This window comes from Romboutsia faecis, from assembly GCF_014323405.1.
In the GTDB taxonomy this organism is placed as follows: domain Bacteria; phylum Bacillota; class Clostridia; order Peptostreptococcales; family Peptostreptococcaceae; genus Romboutsia_E; species Romboutsia_E faecis.
In genome coordinates this window covers 202,974-221,105 of the sequence record NZ_JACRWE010000002.1, presented here as the reverse complement: position 1 = coordinate 221,105, position 18,132 = coordinate 202,974, and the positions used below count along the sequence as shown (strand labels likewise).

17 protein-coding genes and 1 other annotated feature are annotated in these 18,132 nt (G+C 28.9%); all 17 genes read right to left on the bottom strand.

Going from position 1 to position 18,132, the window contains the following annotated elements:
* Positions 1-90 precede the first annotated feature (90 nt).
* The 17 genes from H8923_RS04370 to H8923_RS04290 all read right to left on the bottom strand — a co-directional run bounded on the left by H8923_RS04370 (position 91) and on the right by H8923_RS04290 (position 18,130).
* Entirely contained in the window at positions 91-1,491 is a 1,401-nt protein-coding gene (locus H8923_RS04370) for a PH domain-containing protein (protein WP_153923999.1), read from the bottom strand.
* 14 nt (positions 1,492-1,505) lie between these two features.
* Positions 1,506-1,898, bottom strand: a complete 393-nt coding sequence (locus tag H8923_RS04365; RefSeq protein ID WP_187127843.1) for a GntR family transcriptional regulator — start codon at positions 1,896-1,898, stop codon at positions 1,506-1,508.
* 271 nt (positions 1,899-2,169) lie between these two features.
* The gene (ileS, locus tag H8923_RS04360) at positions 2,170-5,277 is read right to left on the bottom strand and encodes an isoleucine--tRNA ligase (RefSeq protein ID WP_153923997.1); all 3,108 of its coding nucleotides are present in this window, start codon (positions 5,275-5,277) and stop codon (positions 2,170-2,172) included.
* Between the two features lie 104 nt (positions 5,278-5,381).
* Positions 5,382-5,616 (bottom strand) — a binding site (T-box leader).
* Between the two features lie 97 nt (positions 5,617-5,713).
* On the bottom strand, positions 5,714-6,256 hold the full coding sequence (locus H8923_RS04355) for a DivIVA domain-containing protein (protein ID WP_153923995.1): 543 nt from the start codon (positions 6,254-6,256) through the stop codon (positions 5,714-5,716).
* An 11-nt stretch (positions 6,257-6,267) separates the two neighbouring features.
* Positions 6,268-7,053 carry a YlmH family RNA-binding protein gene (locus H8923_RS04350; protein WP_153923993.1) on the bottom strand — a complete coding sequence of 262 codons (786 nt, stop codon included), beginning with the start codon at positions 7,051-7,053 and terminating at the stop codon, positions 6,268-6,270.
* A 4-nt stretch (positions 7,054-7,057) separates the two neighbouring features.
* The gene (locus tag H8923_RS04345; protein WP_153923990.1) at positions 7,058-7,315 is read right to left on the bottom strand and encodes a YggT family protein; all 258 of its coding nucleotides are present in this window, start codon (positions 7,313-7,315) and stop codon (positions 7,058-7,060) included.
* Positions 7,316-7,337: 22 nt separating this feature from the next.
* Positions 7,338-7,814 carry a cell division protein SepF gene (locus tag H8923_RS04340; protein WP_147541867.1) on the bottom strand — a complete coding sequence of 159 codons (477 nt, stop codon included), beginning with the start codon at positions 7,812-7,814 and terminating at the stop codon, positions 7,338-7,340.
* 35 nt (positions 7,815-7,849) lie between these two features.
* Positions 7,850-8,545, bottom strand: coding sequence for a YggS family pyridoxal phosphate-dependent enzyme (locus H8923_RS04335; protein WP_153923988.1), 696 nt, complete (start codon positions 8,543-8,545; stop codon positions 7,850-7,852).
* Positions 8,546-8,553: 8 nt separating this feature from the next.
* Positions 8,554-9,780, bottom strand: coding sequence for an HlyD family efflux transporter periplasmic adaptor subunit (locus H8923_RS04330; RefSeq protein WP_153923986.1), 1,227 nt, complete (start codon positions 9,778-9,780; stop codon positions 8,554-8,556).
* A 164-nt stretch (positions 9,781-9,944) separates the two neighbouring features.
* Complete coding sequence (locus tag H8923_RS04325; RefSeq protein WP_153923984.1) at positions 9,945-11,300, bottom strand: PFL family protein; 1,356 nt, start codon at positions 11,298-11,300, stop codon at positions 9,945-9,947.
* A gap of 12 nt (positions 11,301-11,312) precedes the next feature.
* Positions 11,313-11,582, bottom strand: coding sequence for an ACT domain-containing protein (locus H8923_RS04320; RefSeq protein WP_153923982.1), 270 nt, complete (start codon positions 11,580-11,582; stop codon positions 11,313-11,315).
* Positions 11,583-11,762: 180 nt separating this feature from the next.
* A complete protein-coding gene (gene spoIVA / locus H8923_RS04315; RefSeq protein ID WP_153923981.1) occupies positions 11,763-13,235 on the bottom strand; it encodes a stage IV sporulation protein A in 1,473 nt (490 codons plus the stop codon).
* Positions 13,236-13,440: 205 nt separating this feature from the next.
* A complete protein-coding gene (locus H8923_RS04310; protein WP_153923979.1) occupies positions 13,441-14,463 on the bottom strand; it encodes an NAD(P)H-dependent glycerol-3-phosphate dehydrogenase in 1,023 nt (340 codons plus the stop codon).
* A gap of 27 nt (positions 14,464-14,490) precedes the next feature.
* Entirely contained in the window at positions 14,491-15,099 is a 609-nt protein-coding gene (plsY, locus tag H8923_RS04305) for a glycerol-3-phosphate 1-O-acyltransferase PlsY (protein ID WP_153923977.1), read from the bottom strand.
* 21 nt (positions 15,100-15,120) lie between these two features.
* Positions 15,121-16,446 (bottom strand): ribosome biogenesis GTPase Der, encoded by a 1,326-nt coding sequence (der, locus tag H8923_RS04300; protein ID WP_153923975.1) that lies wholly within the window; start codon positions 16,444-16,446, stop codon positions 15,121-15,123.
* Positions 16,447-16,460: 14 nt separating this feature from the next.
* Positions 16,461-17,789: a DUF512 domain-containing protein gene (locus tag H8923_RS04295; protein ID WP_153923973.1), complete on the bottom strand. Its 1,329-nt coding sequence runs from the start codon at positions 17,787-17,789 to the stop codon at positions 16,461-16,463.
* A gap of 140 nt (positions 17,790-17,929) precedes the next feature.
* The gene (locus tag H8923_RS04290; RefSeq protein WP_153923971.1) at positions 17,930-18,130 is read right to left on the bottom strand and encodes a capping complex subunit for YIEGIA; all 201 of its coding nucleotides are present in this window, start codon (positions 18,128-18,130) and stop codon (positions 17,930-17,932) included.
* Between the last annotated feature and the right edge of the window lie 2 nt (positions 18,131-18,132).

The window sequence follows — 18,132 nt, the reverse complement described above, 5'->3', positions numbered from 1 at the left end:
TATAGATGCTTTAAACTTTTATATTTCTATTTTACCTTTATATATATCTATAAAATTATTTTGTATTATTATTAAATAAAATTTTAATAATTAATCTACTAAACTTTTTAATTCATTATATACTTTCATAGTTTCATCTTTAGTTCTTTCATTGTATATAAGATAAGTATTTTTTAACTTAACAACTATATATGGCTTACTTTCATTGTAAATATATGCTTTGCATTTTCCATATTGTACAGACTTGAAACTGCCTCTGCTATATTCATCTGTACTTATTCCATTAGTTCTTATTTTAAAATTAACTTCTTCTACTAAACTTACCTCTTCTATTTCACCAACACTAACTTCATAATCATAATATGGGTAATCAATGCCAATACTATTATTTTCTTTTGATATAGTAATTTTATGATCAGAAAAATCCATCTCTAGTAAATTAAAGCATAATGGTATAATTATTACTGCGCATATTATAATAGGCATATAATATAAAATTTTACCTTTTTTTGTAGCTAAATTATATGTATATGCATTAAATCCAAACCTAGGACTCACTTTTGAATTAAAATCATTTTCATTATAATATTTATATCCATCTATCCAATAGTCATCATCATCCGTATATATAATTTCACTATCCATTCTAAGCAATTCATCTTCTAAGCTTTTAATTCTATTATCTTTATATACAAATCCTATAAATGAGATTATAGAAGCTAATATAGCTATAAAAGATATAAAATAATAACTTACATTTATGACTTCATACACTAAGGAAAAAGTAAATAAAAAAACTATACTAGCAGTTAGAGATGTTATAAACCATACTATAGAATTTAAATATTTTTCTTCTTTATTCAATATGTAATTAATCTCACTGTTATTGCTATATACTTTTAATTTAAGCTTATTACTATCTTTAAAACCTACAAGGTATAAGAATACTAATACTCCTACCAATATAATAGCTACAACATTTGCATATTTTAAATCTGTATCATATTTTACAAAAGACATAGTAAGCGGAATCAAAGATATACCTATTGGTATAAGCATATACTTATCTGGTATAGGCATTTTATTCTTCAACTTGCTTACCTTAGTATCCATGCTTACAACTCTTTTTTCACCTATAAACCACTCATTTTCTTCTTTTATTTTTTTAAGTCTTCTATTCACATGCTTATATGGTTGCTTAACTAACCACTCTGATGTAATCAACCCCCATACTATAAGGTATACCATATTGATAGCAGTTTTATCTATGAACAATATAGGTAATCCAGTCAATACACTACCTAAAACACATATATTAACACTCCATTTATACTCGCCAATTATTTTTAAAACTCTTTCATCTTCTAAAGCTTCCTTAGGCAATGTAATACCAAATAAAATATTCCTTCTAGGCTTAGCAGCCCCCTTCATTGTAAAATAAACCACAGTTGAAATCATAACAACTGCTGGTATTAAAATAAAATTCATCATTTATATTCTTCCCCCTACTTATCTTCAATTGATATACTTTTCATCATGCTAAATATCCTATCACATATTTCCATAAACTCTGCCTTTTCAACACCTTTGATGCTAGCTTCAGAAATCACCAAATTCAAGTCCTCCTCTAATCTTTCCTTAAACTCCAACTTATCACCAGAAAGCAAATTAACTTTAGCACCATGTCTTCTATCTATAGTAATAAAACCTTCTCTTTTTAAAAGTCCATAAGCCTTATTAACAGTCATAGGATTAATACCCAAATCCTCAGCCATCTGTCTAACCGTCGGGATTCCCTCACCATGAATAAGCTCACCTTTCCCAATACCTATAACAATCTCATTTCTAAGTTGCAAATAAATAGGTACTTCGCTCTCAAAATTCAAATTAATAATCACTCAATCCACCTCACTTCCTAATTATTAATTTTCAAAACCAAATAAAGTATTATTTGTATTATATATAATAATACAAATAATACTTTATTTCAATACTTTTCCATATACTATATTTAAACCCTCAAATTCATCTTACTTCCATCTGTATAATTTAGATTTAATTTTCTTTTTCTCTCTACATTAATCATAAAAAAATACGGATATAAGAAAAAGGTTGATTCCAGTTAGAGCTCGTGCTCTAGCCTAAGAATCAACCTTTTTCTTATATCATCTATTTTCTTATAACTTTTATTCCAGTCATATGATCATTTAAGTTGCATTGTTCTAAGTTTTTATCATCAACTCTTTCTATTTCAAGAGCTAAAGTTTCTGATTTAATATAATCTTCAAATTTTTCAACAGCCGCTGCTATCTCATCATCTGAACAGAATTCTATAACTATGTTATCTAATACATCAAAGTTACTAGATTTTCTTAATTGTTGTACTTTAGATATGAACTCTCTAGCGAATCCTTCTTCTATTAATTCTTGAGTTAATGTAGTATCAAGTATAACGAATAAGTTATTTTCCATAACTACATTAAATCCTTCCTTAGCTGATATATTTATTAAGACATGATCCTTATTAAACTCAAATTCTTCTCCATCTATATCAACAGTTAAGCTTTCTCCAGCTTCTAACTTAGGAACTACTTCACCTGCATTTAATTTATTTAATGCACCAGCAAAGAATTTCATCTTAGCTCCTAATATTGGACCTAATACTTTGAAGTTTGGCTTTAAGCTAAAGTTCATAAATTCGCCTAAATCTTTAGCAAATACAACTTTCTTAACATTAAGTTCTTCTTTTATTAAGTCAACTATATCACTAAGTATAGCTTCGTATTTTCCGTCTACATATACTTCTTGTATTGGTTGACGTACTTTTATTCTTGCTGCTTCTCTTGATGCTCTACCTAATGTAACTAAGTTTTTAGCTAAATCCATTTTCTCTTCTAATTTAGCATCTATTAAACTTACATCTGCTCTTGGGTAGCTAGCTAAATGAACAGATTCTTCATTAGTTAAGTTTCTATACATTTCTTCAGACATATATGGAGCAAATGGAGCTATTAATCTACAAAGTTCTGTTAATATTTCATAAGTTGTGTTATATACAGCTTTCTTATCTTCTGTTAATTCAGTCGCCCAGAATCTTCTTCTAGAACGTCTTATATACCAGTTAGATAAATCATCATTGATGAATGCTTGTATTCTTCTTATAGTTTTATTTACTTCGAATATTTCTAAGTTTTCTTCAGTTTCTTTCTTTAAGTTGTTGAACTTAGATAATATCCATCTATCTAATTCTGGTCTGTCTTTGTACTCAACAAAGAAGTCAGTTGGATTTATATCATCTGTATTTGCATATAATGTAAAGAAGTTATATACATTTTTCATAGTTCCTAAGAACTTACTTTGAACTTCTTTTAATCCATCTTCATCAAATCTGATTGGAGTCCATGGTGGAGATACATATAGTAAGTACCATCTTAATGCATCTGCTCCATACTTATCAAATAATTCAAATGGATTTACAGTATTTCCTCTTGATTTACTCATTTTCTTTCCATCTTTATCAAGAACTAGGTCGTTAACTAGAACTTTCTTGTATGGTGCTTTACCTGTTACAAATGTAGATATAGCAAGTAATGAGTAGAACCATCCTCTAGTTTGATCTATACCTTCACAGATGTAATCTGCTGGGAATAATTGATCAAAGTTTTCTTTATTTTCAAATGGATAGTGATGTTGAGCAAATGGCATAGATCCACTATCGAACCAACAGTCTATAACATCAGTTACTCTTGTCATAGGCTCTCCACAACAATCACATTTTAAATGTATATCATCAACGTATGGTCTATGAAGTTCTACTGTTTCTGGATTTACATCTTCTATTGCTTTTTCAGCAAGTTCAGCTCTTGAACCTACAGACTGCTTGTGTCCACATTCACATTTCCATATGTTAAGTGGAGTACCCCAGTATCTACTTCTTGATATAGCCCAGTCATTTAAGTTTTCTAACCAATTACCAAATCTACCTTCTCCAACAAACTTTGGATACCAATCAACAGAGTTATTATTTTCTATTAATTGATCCTTAAGTCTTGTCATTTCTATATACCAGCTTGGCTTAGCATAGTATAGAAGTGGAGTTTGACATCTCCAACAGTGTGGGTAGTTATGAGCTACCTTTTCTTTAGAGAATAATTTATTTTCATGAGCTAACCATTTTATTATTTCAACGTCTACTCCATCTTCCATAACGAATTTACCTTCCCATGGAGTAGTTGTGAATTTACCTGTTTCATCAACTGGTTGAAGAACTGGTAAGTTATATTTTCTACCTAAGTTGTAGTCGTCTTCACCGAACGCTGGTGCAGTATGAACTATACCTGTACCATCTTCAGTTGTTACGTAATCTCCTAATGTAACAAAGAATGCTTTTTTGTCAGTTTCAACGAAAGGCATTAGTTGTTCATATTCTATATGTTCTAAATCTTTACCTTTCATTTCTTCTAATACTTCATACTCTTCTCCTAATACCTTATTAGCTAAAGCTTTAGCTACATAGTATACTTCATCATTTTGCTTAACTTTAACATAGTCAACTTCTGGGCCTACTGTTAATGCAACGTTTGATGGTAATGTCCAAGGAGTAGTTGTCCATGCTAAGAAGAATTCATCAGCATCTTTTCTCTTGAACTTAGCTATTACAGTATTATTCTTTATTTCTTTATATCCTTGTGCAACCTCATGTGAAGCAAGACCTGTTCCACATCTTGGGCAGTAAGGAAGTATTTTATGTCCTTCATAGATATAGTCTTCTTTATTAAATTTATCTAATATCCACCATACAGATTCTATATAGTTATTATCTAAAGTTATATATGGATTATCTAAATCTGTTTCATAAGCCATTCTTTCAGTCATGTTTCTCCATTGCTTTTCATATGTAAAAACTGACTCTCTACATTTTTGGTTGAAATTAGCTATACCGTAATTTTCTATTTCTTGTTTATCAGAAAGACCTAATTCTTTCTCTACTTGTATTTCAACTGGTAAACCATGAGTATCCCAACCAGCTTTTCTTTTTACTTGGTATCCACTCATTGTTTTATATCTACATACCCAGTCTTTTAATGTTCTAGCTACAACATGATGTATTCCTGGGTTTCCATTTGCTGTTGGAGGACCTTCATAGAATACGAAGCTTGGATCATTTTCACCTTTTTCTAGTGTTCTTTCAAGTATGTTTATATCTTTCCAATACTCAGAGACTTTTGCTTCTGCATCTTTTACAGAACTGTCTACTAATGACTTAAACTTTGTCATATTATCACCCTTTCTAAAAATGATTATATTAATTTTACTATTTAACATTGTTATCTAAAAACTGTATCCTAAAACAAAATACAATAAAAAAACCCGTCCCCTATAAAAGGGACGAGTTATTATCGCGTTACCACCCTAATTCTATATATAAATAAACTTAATTTATATATAGCACTCTAAATAGTTTAACGGCACTAACCGGCACAGCTTAATAAATATTTCTATCGTTCAGCCTGCAGCTTAAGAGTGATTTTCAATTTCCATCTATTCATTGGCTCTCAGCTAACCCAACTCTCTGTAAAATTTCCGAAAATTTACTCTCTCTATCATTGCTTTTAGATAATTATTAACTTTCATTAAAATTGATTTTATATTAAAAAATTATATAATAAGTCTATAAAATAGTCAATGTTTTATATTCTGATTATTTAATTTATTAATCAATTGTCGTAGCTATCTCTTTTTCTTCATCATTATGATTTTCTAAATTGTAAATCATAGTATTATTAAAAGGTTCATTACAATTTTCATCTACATTAGAGAATATTTCATCAATACTTCTAATTTCATCTTCTAAAAGAGATTTGAATTTATTTCTAAATACTTTGAACTCTTTAACTAAAGAATCATGTTCTTTTCTTATTTCTATAACACGATTATTTCCTTGTTCTATTATTTGTCTTGCTTTTAGATCTGCTTCTTCAACTATTATTTTAGCTTTTTTATTTGCAGCTGCACATGTGTCTTCAGCTGTACTTTGTGCTGTAATTAAAGTTGCGTTTAATGTTTCTTCTATACTTTTATATCTGCTTACTTGTTCCTGATATAAGTTTAATTTTTCTTTAAGATCTAAGTTTTCTCTATATAATGTTTCAAAATCTTCTTTAACCATATCTAAAAATTCATCAACATCATCTTCTTTGTATCCTCTTAAAGCTTTTTTAAAATCCTTATTTTCTATATCAATTGGAGTTAGCATATATTCCCCTCCTATACTATTAACTTTGCTTGTATCTTTATCTTACCCTTCTTAGTTAATTCACCAATATTGATAATTTTAGCTCGTCCTTTTCCTCTTACTGAAATTAGAGCTTCATCCTTTATTTCTCTAGATGGAGATGTTATTTTTTCATAATTTACTTGAACTTTTTCTCCATTAATAAACTTCATACTTTCTTGCCTAGATATATTATAAAGGCCACTTATAACACAGTCTAGCCTACTTGAAGTTATAGTAAAAGATATATCTTTATAATTAGGTGGATTATATATAATTTCTTTTTTAGAAATCTCTTTAACCCTTACATTATTTCTAGATACTTTTTCTAAATTCATAATTATAAAATCACATATATCTGAACTAACTATTACTTGACAAAAATTCTCATGTATAATTATGTCTCCAACTTTTTCCCTTTTTATACCTAAATTCATAAGAGAACCTAAATAATCTTTATGAGAGATACTCTTAAATTTAAAATTACCTTCTATCTGAATGAACCTAATAGTATTTTCTATATCTTCATACTCCATATAAAAAGGATACATAAATATGATGCTTCTTTCTGCTTCATCATATCCTCCATCTACAGTATATTTTATATCCTTATTAGAATTTAATATATCTATAGCATTTTTAACTTCATACGGATTAAGAAAATCGCTATATTTAACATCATAGTTTTTCATGCAGCTATTTGCTTTATCGATTATTTTAAACATCTTATTTTTTAGGTCTATATCTTTTAAGTGATTAGTAAGTTTTAACTTGTCCATCTTGCTAGAAAATTATAAAAACAGCTCTTTGTGCTAATCTTATTATGAAAAAAGCTATTATTGGTGTAAAATCAAGTGGTGAATTTATATATCTATATAAAACAGATCTAATCGGCTCTTCTATAGGGTCTGTTATTGCCGAAAGTATATCATATAATTTTGTTTGTGTTGCTCCAGGAATCCAAGTCATTATACATTGTACAAATATTACAAATATCAGTAAATCTAATAGCCTATATAGTGCTACTCCTATTATACCCATGTTCCTAAAACTCCTTTATCATTTATTTTTGCCAAGGGAATGTTGTTCTACTCTCTAATTCCTTTTTTACTGAAGAATCAATATCAACATTGCTTGGTGCTAGTATAAATATTGACTTAGTTATTTTTTGTATATTTCCTTCTAAGACATATACAGCTCCATTCATAAAGTTGAATATAGCTTTTTTATCTTCATTTTTTTCTACACTATCTAAGTTAACTACTAATGCTCTTCTTTGTTTTAAATGATCTGCGATTGTTGTAACATCTTCATATTTCTTAGGCTCTACTATTACAACTTTCATTTGACTTACTGTATGTAAACTAACTATTTTATTACTTTTAGAAGCATTTATTGAATCGAATCCTGCAGTTATATCATCTTCATCCTCTATTTCTCCTACTAATTCATCAACTTCATCTTCCATGTAATCATCTTCATATTCTTCATCTGGACTAGTTACCCAATCCTTTATTTTAGAAATTAATCCATCGCCCATATTTATAATCCTCCTCAATTTATTATTCTTAAATATTAATAATTTCTTTTTCCAAATATAGATGTCCCAACTCTAACAATAGTTGAGCCTTCTTCTATAGCAATCTCATAATCATTGCTCATTCCCATAGATAATACATCCATAGATACATCTTTTATATTAAGGTTTTTTATTTCTAAAGATAAATCTTTAAGCCCTTTAAATACATTTCTTATCTCATTTTCATCTGCTGAAAAAGGTGCCATAGTCATAAGACCTTTTATATTAATATTTTTATACTTTTCTGATGTATTTTTTATAAATTCAACAACATTCTCTATATCTAATCCATGTTTGCTTTCTTCTTTAGAGATATTTACTTGAACCAAACAATCTATAGTTTTATCTATTTTTTCTGCACGCTTTTGTATTTCTTCACAAAGTGCTTCTCTATCTAAAGAATGTATCATTGATACCTTATCTATTATATACTTTACTTTATTTGTCTGCAATGTTCCAATTAAATGCCATCTTACTTTGTCTCCAATAACATCGTATTTTCTAGCTAACTCTTGAGGTTTATTCTCACCAATATCTGTAATACCAAAGTTTATAGCCTCTAAAATTGCATCTGTGTCTACAGTTTTTGTAACTCCTAATAAGGTAATATCTTCTTTTTTTCTACCTGAGTTTAATGCTGCTCTTTCTATATTATCATTTATAACTTGTATATTTTCTTTAATAAATTCCATATTATCACCTACTCTATTCTCAGTTTTGTATTTATAATATTAGGTTTTAAAATAATTTTATCATACAAGTCAACAGTATCAATTCCATCAATATTATTTTTATAATAGTTTATATATTTAAAACTATCATCTTCATATTCAATTCCTTTTAGTTCAACAAACGTAGGTGTTTTATTTTCTTCATTTATTACATATACACCTTCTTTATTATCGACTGTTTTAATAGAACTTTTAGGTATTTTTAAACCTTCTATTTGCTTATATATTATATCAAATTCTTTCACTCTTGTATCATAAATTCCCATATTTTGATTATTTATTTTAAATATTGCTATAAAATTATCATCTTCCTGATAAACTTCATATACAGTTGCTTCTATTTCATTATCACCACTATCTAGTTTTATAGACTGATTTATTTCAAAGTTTTTAGATTCATCTTCACTTATGTAAGTAACTATATAAGCATCATAATTATTAATAATCCTTAATAACACGCTGCCATCTTTCACTTCTTTTAAATTACTACTTACATCTTGGTATTTATTATCTTCTTTTTCAATATCTGATTTAGTTATTTCATTTAAATTAGTAAAATTATATTTTTCTTCATTTCCATCAAATTTAAATGAAATTATTCCCGCCATTTTAGAAGAATACGTTGCAACGTTACTTGACCTTTGTTTTTCTAAAATTCTTTTTTGTTCTTCTTTAGAAGTTAATTTAACACTATCAATATCATTATTTAATAATTTATTTTTATCCTTTAAATAATTGTCTAAGGTTTCTTTATATTCTTTAATATTACTATAATCACTTATTAATAAATCTACCTGTATTTCATTAAATACAGATTCTATTTTTTCATTAAAATCACTTATTTCTTTTTTAGATAAGTTAACTTCCCCATTTTTTAATTTTTCTATTTCCTCATCTAAGCTACTTATATTAGCATCAATATTGCGGTCTACATTATTATATACATTGGCAACCTCTTGTAACTTTGTTACTCTTTCGCCTTCATCAACTAATAGTTTTACTTCTCCATTTATATCTGATTTTAATAAATATTCATCTCTTACAATAAGACATTTTCTGCTTATTTTCATATCTGTCATTTCATTTTCTAGTACTTTAGTATGTATATTTTTCCCAATAATTGACGATATAGCGTAAAATATTATGTAGATAAATATCCCTAAAATAAATAAATTAGAGTATCTTATTTTCTTCAATATTTCACCTCCTATATATTGAAACCTTTTATATTACTTCTCTACAGGCGCTAATTTCCCTTTTATTTATACATATATTTATTGTTTAAATTTTAATTTTAAAAATTAGTTAATTATGTTATTTTTCTTTTAATTATAAAAAGCCCCATAAAAGGAGCTTTTTGTTAGTTTTTGAAAGAATGAATTGGTGCAGGTATCTTCCCACCTCTTTTTATAAATAATTCAGAAGAATATTTATTAACTTCCATAACAGGAGCTCTTCCTAATAATCCTCCAAATTCAACCATATCTCCAACGTTACAACCAGGCGCTGGAATTATCCTAACCGCTGTTGTTTTATTATTTATCATACCTATAGCAGCCTCATCCGCTATCATTGCACTTATAGTTTCTGAAGATGTATCTCCACTTACAGCTATCATATCTAATCCAACAGAACATACAGCTGTCATAGCCTCTAACTTTTCTAAATTTAAGGCTCCTTTTATTACGGAATTTATCATCCCTGCATCTTCAGATACAGGGATAAATGCTCCACTTAATCCTCCTACCCTTGAACAAGCCATAACTCCACCTTTTTTAACAGCATCATTTAATAATGCTAATGCAGCCGTAGTACCATGAGTACCTACAACTTCTAATCCCATTTCTTCTAATATATCAGCAACAGAATCGCCTACCGTAGGAGTTGGTGCTAATGATAAGTCAACTATACCAAATGGAACTCCAAGCCTCTTAGAAGATTCATACCCGACTAGCTGCCCCATTCTAGTAACCTTAAATGCAGTATTCTTTATAGTATCTGCTACTACATCAAAAGGTTGACCTTTTACCTTTTCTAAAGCTCTCTGTACTACACCGGGTCCACTGACTCCCACATTAATAACCTTATCTTCTTCACCTATACCATGAAATGCACCTGCCATAAATGGATTATCTTCTACTGCATTACAAAATACTACTAACTTAGCACATCCAAATCCATTTGACTCTTTAGTCAGCTCTGCAGTTTCTTTTATTATATCTCCCATTTCTTTTATTACATCCATATTAATTCCACACTTTGTTGAACCTACATTAACTGATGCACATACTTTTTCAGTTAAAGCTAAGGCCTTAGGTATAGACTTTATCAATATTTTATCCCCTTTTGTGCATCCTTTTTGTACTAATGCTGAAAATCCCCCGATAAAATCAATTTCTAAATCTTGAGCTGCTTTATCTAGAGTTTGTGCAAACTTTATATAATCATCTTCATTAGTGGCACCTGCTATTATAGATATTTGTGTTACTGATACTCTTTTGTTTACAATAGGAATTCCAAATTCATTTTCTATCTCCCTTCCTACCTTTACAAGATCTTTAGCAGAACTTACTATCTTGTTATATATTTTTTCTCTACATCTATCTCCATCTGAATCAATACAATCTATTAACGATATGCCCATAGTAATAGTTCTTATATCTAATTTTTCTTCCTCTATCATTCGTATTGTTTCTAATATATTATTTATATTCATTTTTCCCCCCTACTATAATGTATGCATTGAATTAAATATCTCTTCTCTTTGGATTTTAACATCAACACCTAAGCTACTCCCTCTTAATATTAAACCATTTTTTATTTCCTCAAAAGACTTCTTAGATTTTGACAAATCCACCATTAAAATCATAGTAAAAAATTCTTCCATTATTGTTTGACTAATATCAATAATATTAATGTCATGATCTAATAATTCTGCACTAATTCCCGCTACAATCCCAACCTTATCTTTGCCTATTACAGTTATAATTGCCCTCATTACATTCCTCCTTTTATTTTCTAAATTTTTATTTTAATTGAATTGTATCTAATACTCCACTCTTTAACCATAAGTTTTGCAAATAAAAATAGTTCTTAAAAAATTAAGAACTATTTTTATTTCTAAAAGAAGTTTTTATACTTCTTGAATACAAAAAGTATATATCAATTTACGTAATCACTATAATAGAATAGTAATTATATTCATACTTCCCTCATTTATTATTTTTTGTAAAGTTTTTTGAATCTTAACTCTTATTTCTTCAGGCATTGTATACAATTTACTTTGTAATTGTTCTTTAACTAGATCATTCAATGATTTGCCAAACATATTAGATTCCCAAATTTCACTTGGATTTTGTTCAAACTCATCTAGTAAATATTTAACCATTTCTTCCCCTTGATTTTGATTTCCTACTATAGGTGAAACTTCAGTAGATATGTCCGCTTTTATTATATGAAGAGATGGTGCATTTGCTCTTAATTTCACACCATATTGTTTTCCTTGTTTAATTATTTCAGGTTCCTCTAAACTTAACTCGTCTAGTGATGGTGCTACTACACCATAACCTTTTGTCTTAGCGTCATATAAAGCACTTTCTATTTTATCATACTCACTTTTCACCTTAGATAATCTTGTTACTAGATTTAATAATTGATAATCTCCATCAATTTTAAACCCACTCTTTTCTTCTAATATGTTGTAGAATAATTCTTGTTTTGTACTTAGATCTATAGTAATAACACCTTCACCTAATTCTACATTGTCAACCTCTGTATCTTGTAAAAAGTCTAAATCTGAAAAACCTTCTACAATCTTATTAACATCCCTTATCTTACCTATTTCTGCTATACTTTGTTTTAATGTAAATATAATATTATTTTTAATCCAGTGATTCATTTCTAAACCTTCTACCCATTGTGGTAAGTTTATTCTTATTTCTGTTAATGGGAAGTCGTATAATACTGTTTCCATTACATTCTCAATATCTTCTTCTTCCATATCTACAACATTCACAGGAACTATAGGTACATCATATTTTTCTTCTAATTCAGCTCTAAGTAGTGCAGTTTCTTCACTATCTGGATTTACTGTGTTTAAAATAACTGCAAATGGTTTTTTAAGTGATTTTAACTCATTTATTACTCTTTCTTCTGGTGCGACATAGCTTTTTCTATCCATTCCAGTTACAGACCCATCTGTTATAACTACAATACCTATTGTTGAATGATCTCTTATAACTTTTTTAGTTCCTATTTCTGCAGCTTTTTCAAATGTCATAGCTTCTTGTGACCATGGTGTAGATACTAATCTTTGTTTTCCATCTTCTTCATGTCCAAGAGCCCCTTCAACTATGTACCCTACACAGTCGACCATTCTGACTTTTAAAGATACATTATCCTTTATTTTTATTTCAACACCATCTGCTGGAACAAATTTTGGTTCAACTGTCATTATTGTTTTACCAGAACCACTTTGTGGTATTTCATCTTGTGTTCTCTCTCTTTTAAACTCATTGTCTATATTAGGTAACACAAGTTTCTCCATAAACTTTCTTATAAATGTAGATTTTCCTGTTCTAACTGGCCCTACCACACCTATATAAATGTCACCTTGAGTTCTTTTTGCTATGTCTTCGTATATGTTATTCATCTATTTCCCCTCCTGCATATAATTTCTTAATAAATTATATTTTGAGGTAAAAGTTAATATACCAAAAATAAATATTTTACTCGTGTTAAGACATAATATAATCAAAAAATTCATTCTAAAATAGCTTATAGACTAGCCTCCATATAATCTATCTTTTCATAACATACCTACTTATTATATTTTCTTAGATATAAAAAAGCTAGGATTAAAATCCTAGCTTATCATCTACTATTTCTTCTATTTCATGCTTTTTACTTCTCATCATAAGATTAACTACAACTTCATTTGCATTTTTTCCATCATGTAGTACTGAGTATATAGCACTAGTTATAGGCATATCTATATTCATCTTTTTAGAAACCTCATAAGCAACTTCCGTAGCTGTTATTCCTTCAACTACCATTTTCACTTCTTTTAAAGTTTCATCAAGACTTTTCCCTTGACCTATTAAAATACCTGCTCTTCTATTTCTACTATGCATACTTGTACAAGTAACTATTAAATCACCTATACCCGAAAGCCCTGAGAATGTATTAGCATCAGCACCTAAAGCTGTTCCTAGCCTTGCTATTTCTCTTATTCCTCTAGTCATAAGAGCTGCCTTTGTGTTGTCACCATAACCTAATCCATCACATATACCAGCTCCAAATGCAATTATATTTTTAAGTGCGCCTCCAAGCTCAACTCCTATTACATCAGGGTTTGTATATACTCTAAGCTTAGGACTCATAAATATATCTTGGACTTCTTGAGCAATTTCTAAATCTTCTGATCCTACAACTAATGTTGTTGGTATATCTTTAGCAACCTCTTCTGCATGAGATGGACCAGATAAAACTACATAAGGATTTTCTGGTAATTCTTCCCCACAAACTTGAGAAAGTCTAAATCCAGTTCCTTTTTCTAACCCTTTAGCTACATCTACTAGTATTTGATTTGGTTTAACAAATTCTTTTATTTGTTTGCAAACACTTCTTATAGCCTGTGATGGTACTGCTAATATTATTAGTCTACTATCCCTAACTGCTTCTTCTATATTTGTAGTTAGCTCTATATTATTTGGGAATAATACTCCTGGTAAATAATCTATATTTTCTTTTGTTGTATTTATTTTATCTGCTTGTTCTTGGCTTAAAGTCCACATCATCACATTATAGCCTTTTTTAGCAAGGCTTAAGGCTAATGCACTTCCCCAACTTCCAGCTCCTAATACACATATTTTTTTCATAAAAACACCACCTAGGATACACTTAATTTATTTATTTTTTTGACCAATTTTTCTTTCAGTTCCATTTAACAGTCTTTTTATATTTTCTCTATGAGTGTATATTGCTGATGCTGTTAGAAATAATGTAACTAAAATTCCTTTTTTATTACTTGTAGCTATCATAAATAAAGGAGATGATGCAATCCCAACAACTGAACCTAATGATACATACTTAGTAATAAAAACTATAACTAAAAATATACCAAAACAAGTTAGTGCAATAACTGGATTCATACCTATCATAGCACCTAGTGATGTTGCTACTCCTTTTCCACCTTTAAATCCTAAGAATACTGGCCAGTTATGACCTGCTACTACTGCTACTACTGCTAAATATGCAGCTGTAGTTTCGTCTACGCCTGTAAATCTAGCTATCATTCTAGCTATTAATACTGCTACTAATCCTTTTAGTAAATCTCCTGCAAAAGTTATAGCACCTGCTTTTTTTCCAAGCGTTCTTAATACATTTGTAGACCCTGGATTTCCAGAACCTTGAGTTCTTATATCAACATTATACATTCTTTTTGCTACTATAGTAGATGTTGATATATTACCTAAAAGATAAGCAATTATAATTAAAATAATATAGCTAATCATATTTACCCCCTGGGAAAATTATTATCTTCTATTTTTCTCTCTATATTCAAATCTAACAGAAGTTCCTTCAAATCCAAAGTTCTCTCTAATTTTATTTTCAAGATATCTTTGGTATGAGAAGTGAGTAAGTTGTTTATCATTTATAAATAATGTAATTTTAGGTGGTTTTATATCTGTTTGAGAAGCATAATAAATTTTTAACCTCTTACCTTTATCTGATGGTGGCTGATTTAACATTACTGCCTCACCGATAACATCATTTAATGCTGAAGTAGATATTCTCTTAGCATGTTCACTTGCTACATATTCCACTGTTTCTAAAATTTTGTTCATTCTTTGATTAGTTTTAGCAGAAACAAATAGTACTGGTGCATACATCATGAATGGGAATTTTTCTTTTATTTCTTTTGTGTAGTTACCTAATGTTTTATTATCTTTTTCTATTAAATCCCATTTGTTAACTACAAATATACATGCCTTACCTTCATCATGAGCTATACCTGCAACCTTTGTATCTTGTTCAGTAATTCCTTCTTGTGCATCTATTACTATTAATACTACGTCAGCTCTATCTACTGCACTCATAGATCTTATTACACTATACTTTTCTACAGTTTCATATATTTTGCTTTTTCTTCTTAAACCTGCTGTATCTATAAGAAGGAATTGTTGTCCATCTTTTTCGAAATATGTATCTACAGCATCTCTAGTAGTTCCAGCTATCGGACTTACTATAACTCTATCTTCACCTAATATATTGTTTAATATAGAACTCTTTCCTGCATTAGGCTTACCAGTTATAGCTACTCTTATTATATCTTCGCTATACTCAGTATTTAATCCTTTAGGGAAATTCTCAACTACTTCATCTAATAAATCACCAAGTCCCATTCCATTGGCACTTGATATTGCATGTAAGTTTCCAAGCCCTAATTCATAGAAATCATATACATTATCAAATTGTTTTTGACTATCTATTTTATTAACAACTAAGATAACTGGTTTCTTAGTTTTTCTAAGCATTGTAGCTACCTCTTTATCAGCAGCTGTTATTCCTGACTTTCCATCAACTACAAAAAGAATAACATGAGCCATATCCATTGCAAGCATTGCTTGATTTCTCATTTGAGATAGTATTACATCTCCATTATCTGGCTCTATACCTCCTGTATCTACTAATGTAAAGTATGTATTTAACCACTCTACCTCTGTGAATATTCTATCTCTTGTTACTCCTGGAGTATCTTCTACTATAGATATTCTTTTTCCTGCTAATTTATTAAACAGCGTTGATTTACCAACATTTGGTCTACCAACTACTGCAACTATCGGTCTATTATCACTCATAATAATCTCCTTCCTTATTTTAAAATCTTATCTATAAAGTCCTTTCCGTTATTTTCACACGGAATAACTTCTATATTCATTTGTTTTTGTATACCTTCTAAAGTTATATTATCAAGGAATATTTCTTCATCTGCTTTTAACATTGCTCTTGGTATATATAAAGTTTCTCCTAAGTCTTTTTCCTTTAACTGATCTATTATATCTGTTGCAGTTATAAGACCAGAAACAGTTATTGTTTCTCCAAAGAAGTTATTTATTATTTTATAAACATTAATTTCTACATTATTAAATTTCTTCATAACTAACTCTGACATATCTTTTATAAATTCATAAGCAGAATGACCCGTTGCTATAGAAACTTTTTTCTTTCTAGTAATCTTATCTTGTGGTACTTCTTCTAAATAATCTTGAATTTCTCTTTCTAGTTTACTTATCATACCTACTCCATTTTCAAACTGAATAAATCCTTCATACTCATCGTATTTTAATAATTCTCTGTTAGCAATTATATAAAATTCATCTGATAAAAAGGCAAATCTTGTTCCTATTTTATCCAAATAATGTCTTTGTAATTCATGAACCTGATCAATAGTCTCACCTGCAGTCTTTTCATTAAATATCTCTAAGTCTGGAAGATGACCTCTATGCTTAGTTATACCTACAGGTACTATTGCCGCACTATTTACATAAGGATATAAAGTTTCTAAATCAGAAATAGTTCTAGTTAATTCTTCTTTATCATTATATCCAGGGCATAAAACTATTTGACAGTTCATCTGTATTCCTGCCTCAGCAAGTCTCTTCATTATCTCATATAATTTACCTGCAAACTTGTTTTTTATCATTTTCTGTCTTAATTCTGGATTAGTTGTATGTACAGAAATATTTATAGGACTTATTCTATATTTAATTATATTATTTATATCTTCTTCACTCATATTAGTTAGAGTTACAAAGTTGCCTTGTAAGAAAGAAAGCCTTGAGTCATCATCTTTAAAGTAAAGAGTTTCTCTCATACCTTCTGGAAGTTGATCTATAAAGCAGAATACACATTTATTTCTGCAACTTTTAGCTTTATCAATAATTGGGTTCGTAAATTCAATCCCTAGGTCATCATCATACTCTTTTTCTATTTCATATACATAAATTTGACCATTTATCTTTTGTATTTCTAATTCTATATATTCATCACTCATTAAAAATTTATATTCTATTATATCATGTATTTCTTGATCATTTATACTTATAAGTAAGTCTCCAACTTCAATACCAATTTCATCCGCTATACTTCCTTTGTACACTTTACTTATAACATTATTACTTTTTTTTACATTTACTTCCATCTTGAAATCACCACTTTTCTTTATAAATACATCATTTTATAATACCATATGTTAATTTAAATAGTCAATAAAATACAAATTTCGTCACTTATATTCGTTGATATTTAGCCAAAAAAGGTACCTACAGGTACCTTTTAAATTTAGTGCTTAACTATTATTAGAGTTCCTTTCGCTATTTGATGAACCATACCTGATACACATTTAGACATTAATAATGCCTTATTTTGTAAGTCTTTATCATCATCTGCATAAAATATAGGGCAACCTCCAACAGGACTCATATTTTTATCAGTTGTTATTACTGCTAAGGTGTATTCATTTAAACCTATATTATTTCCCATTT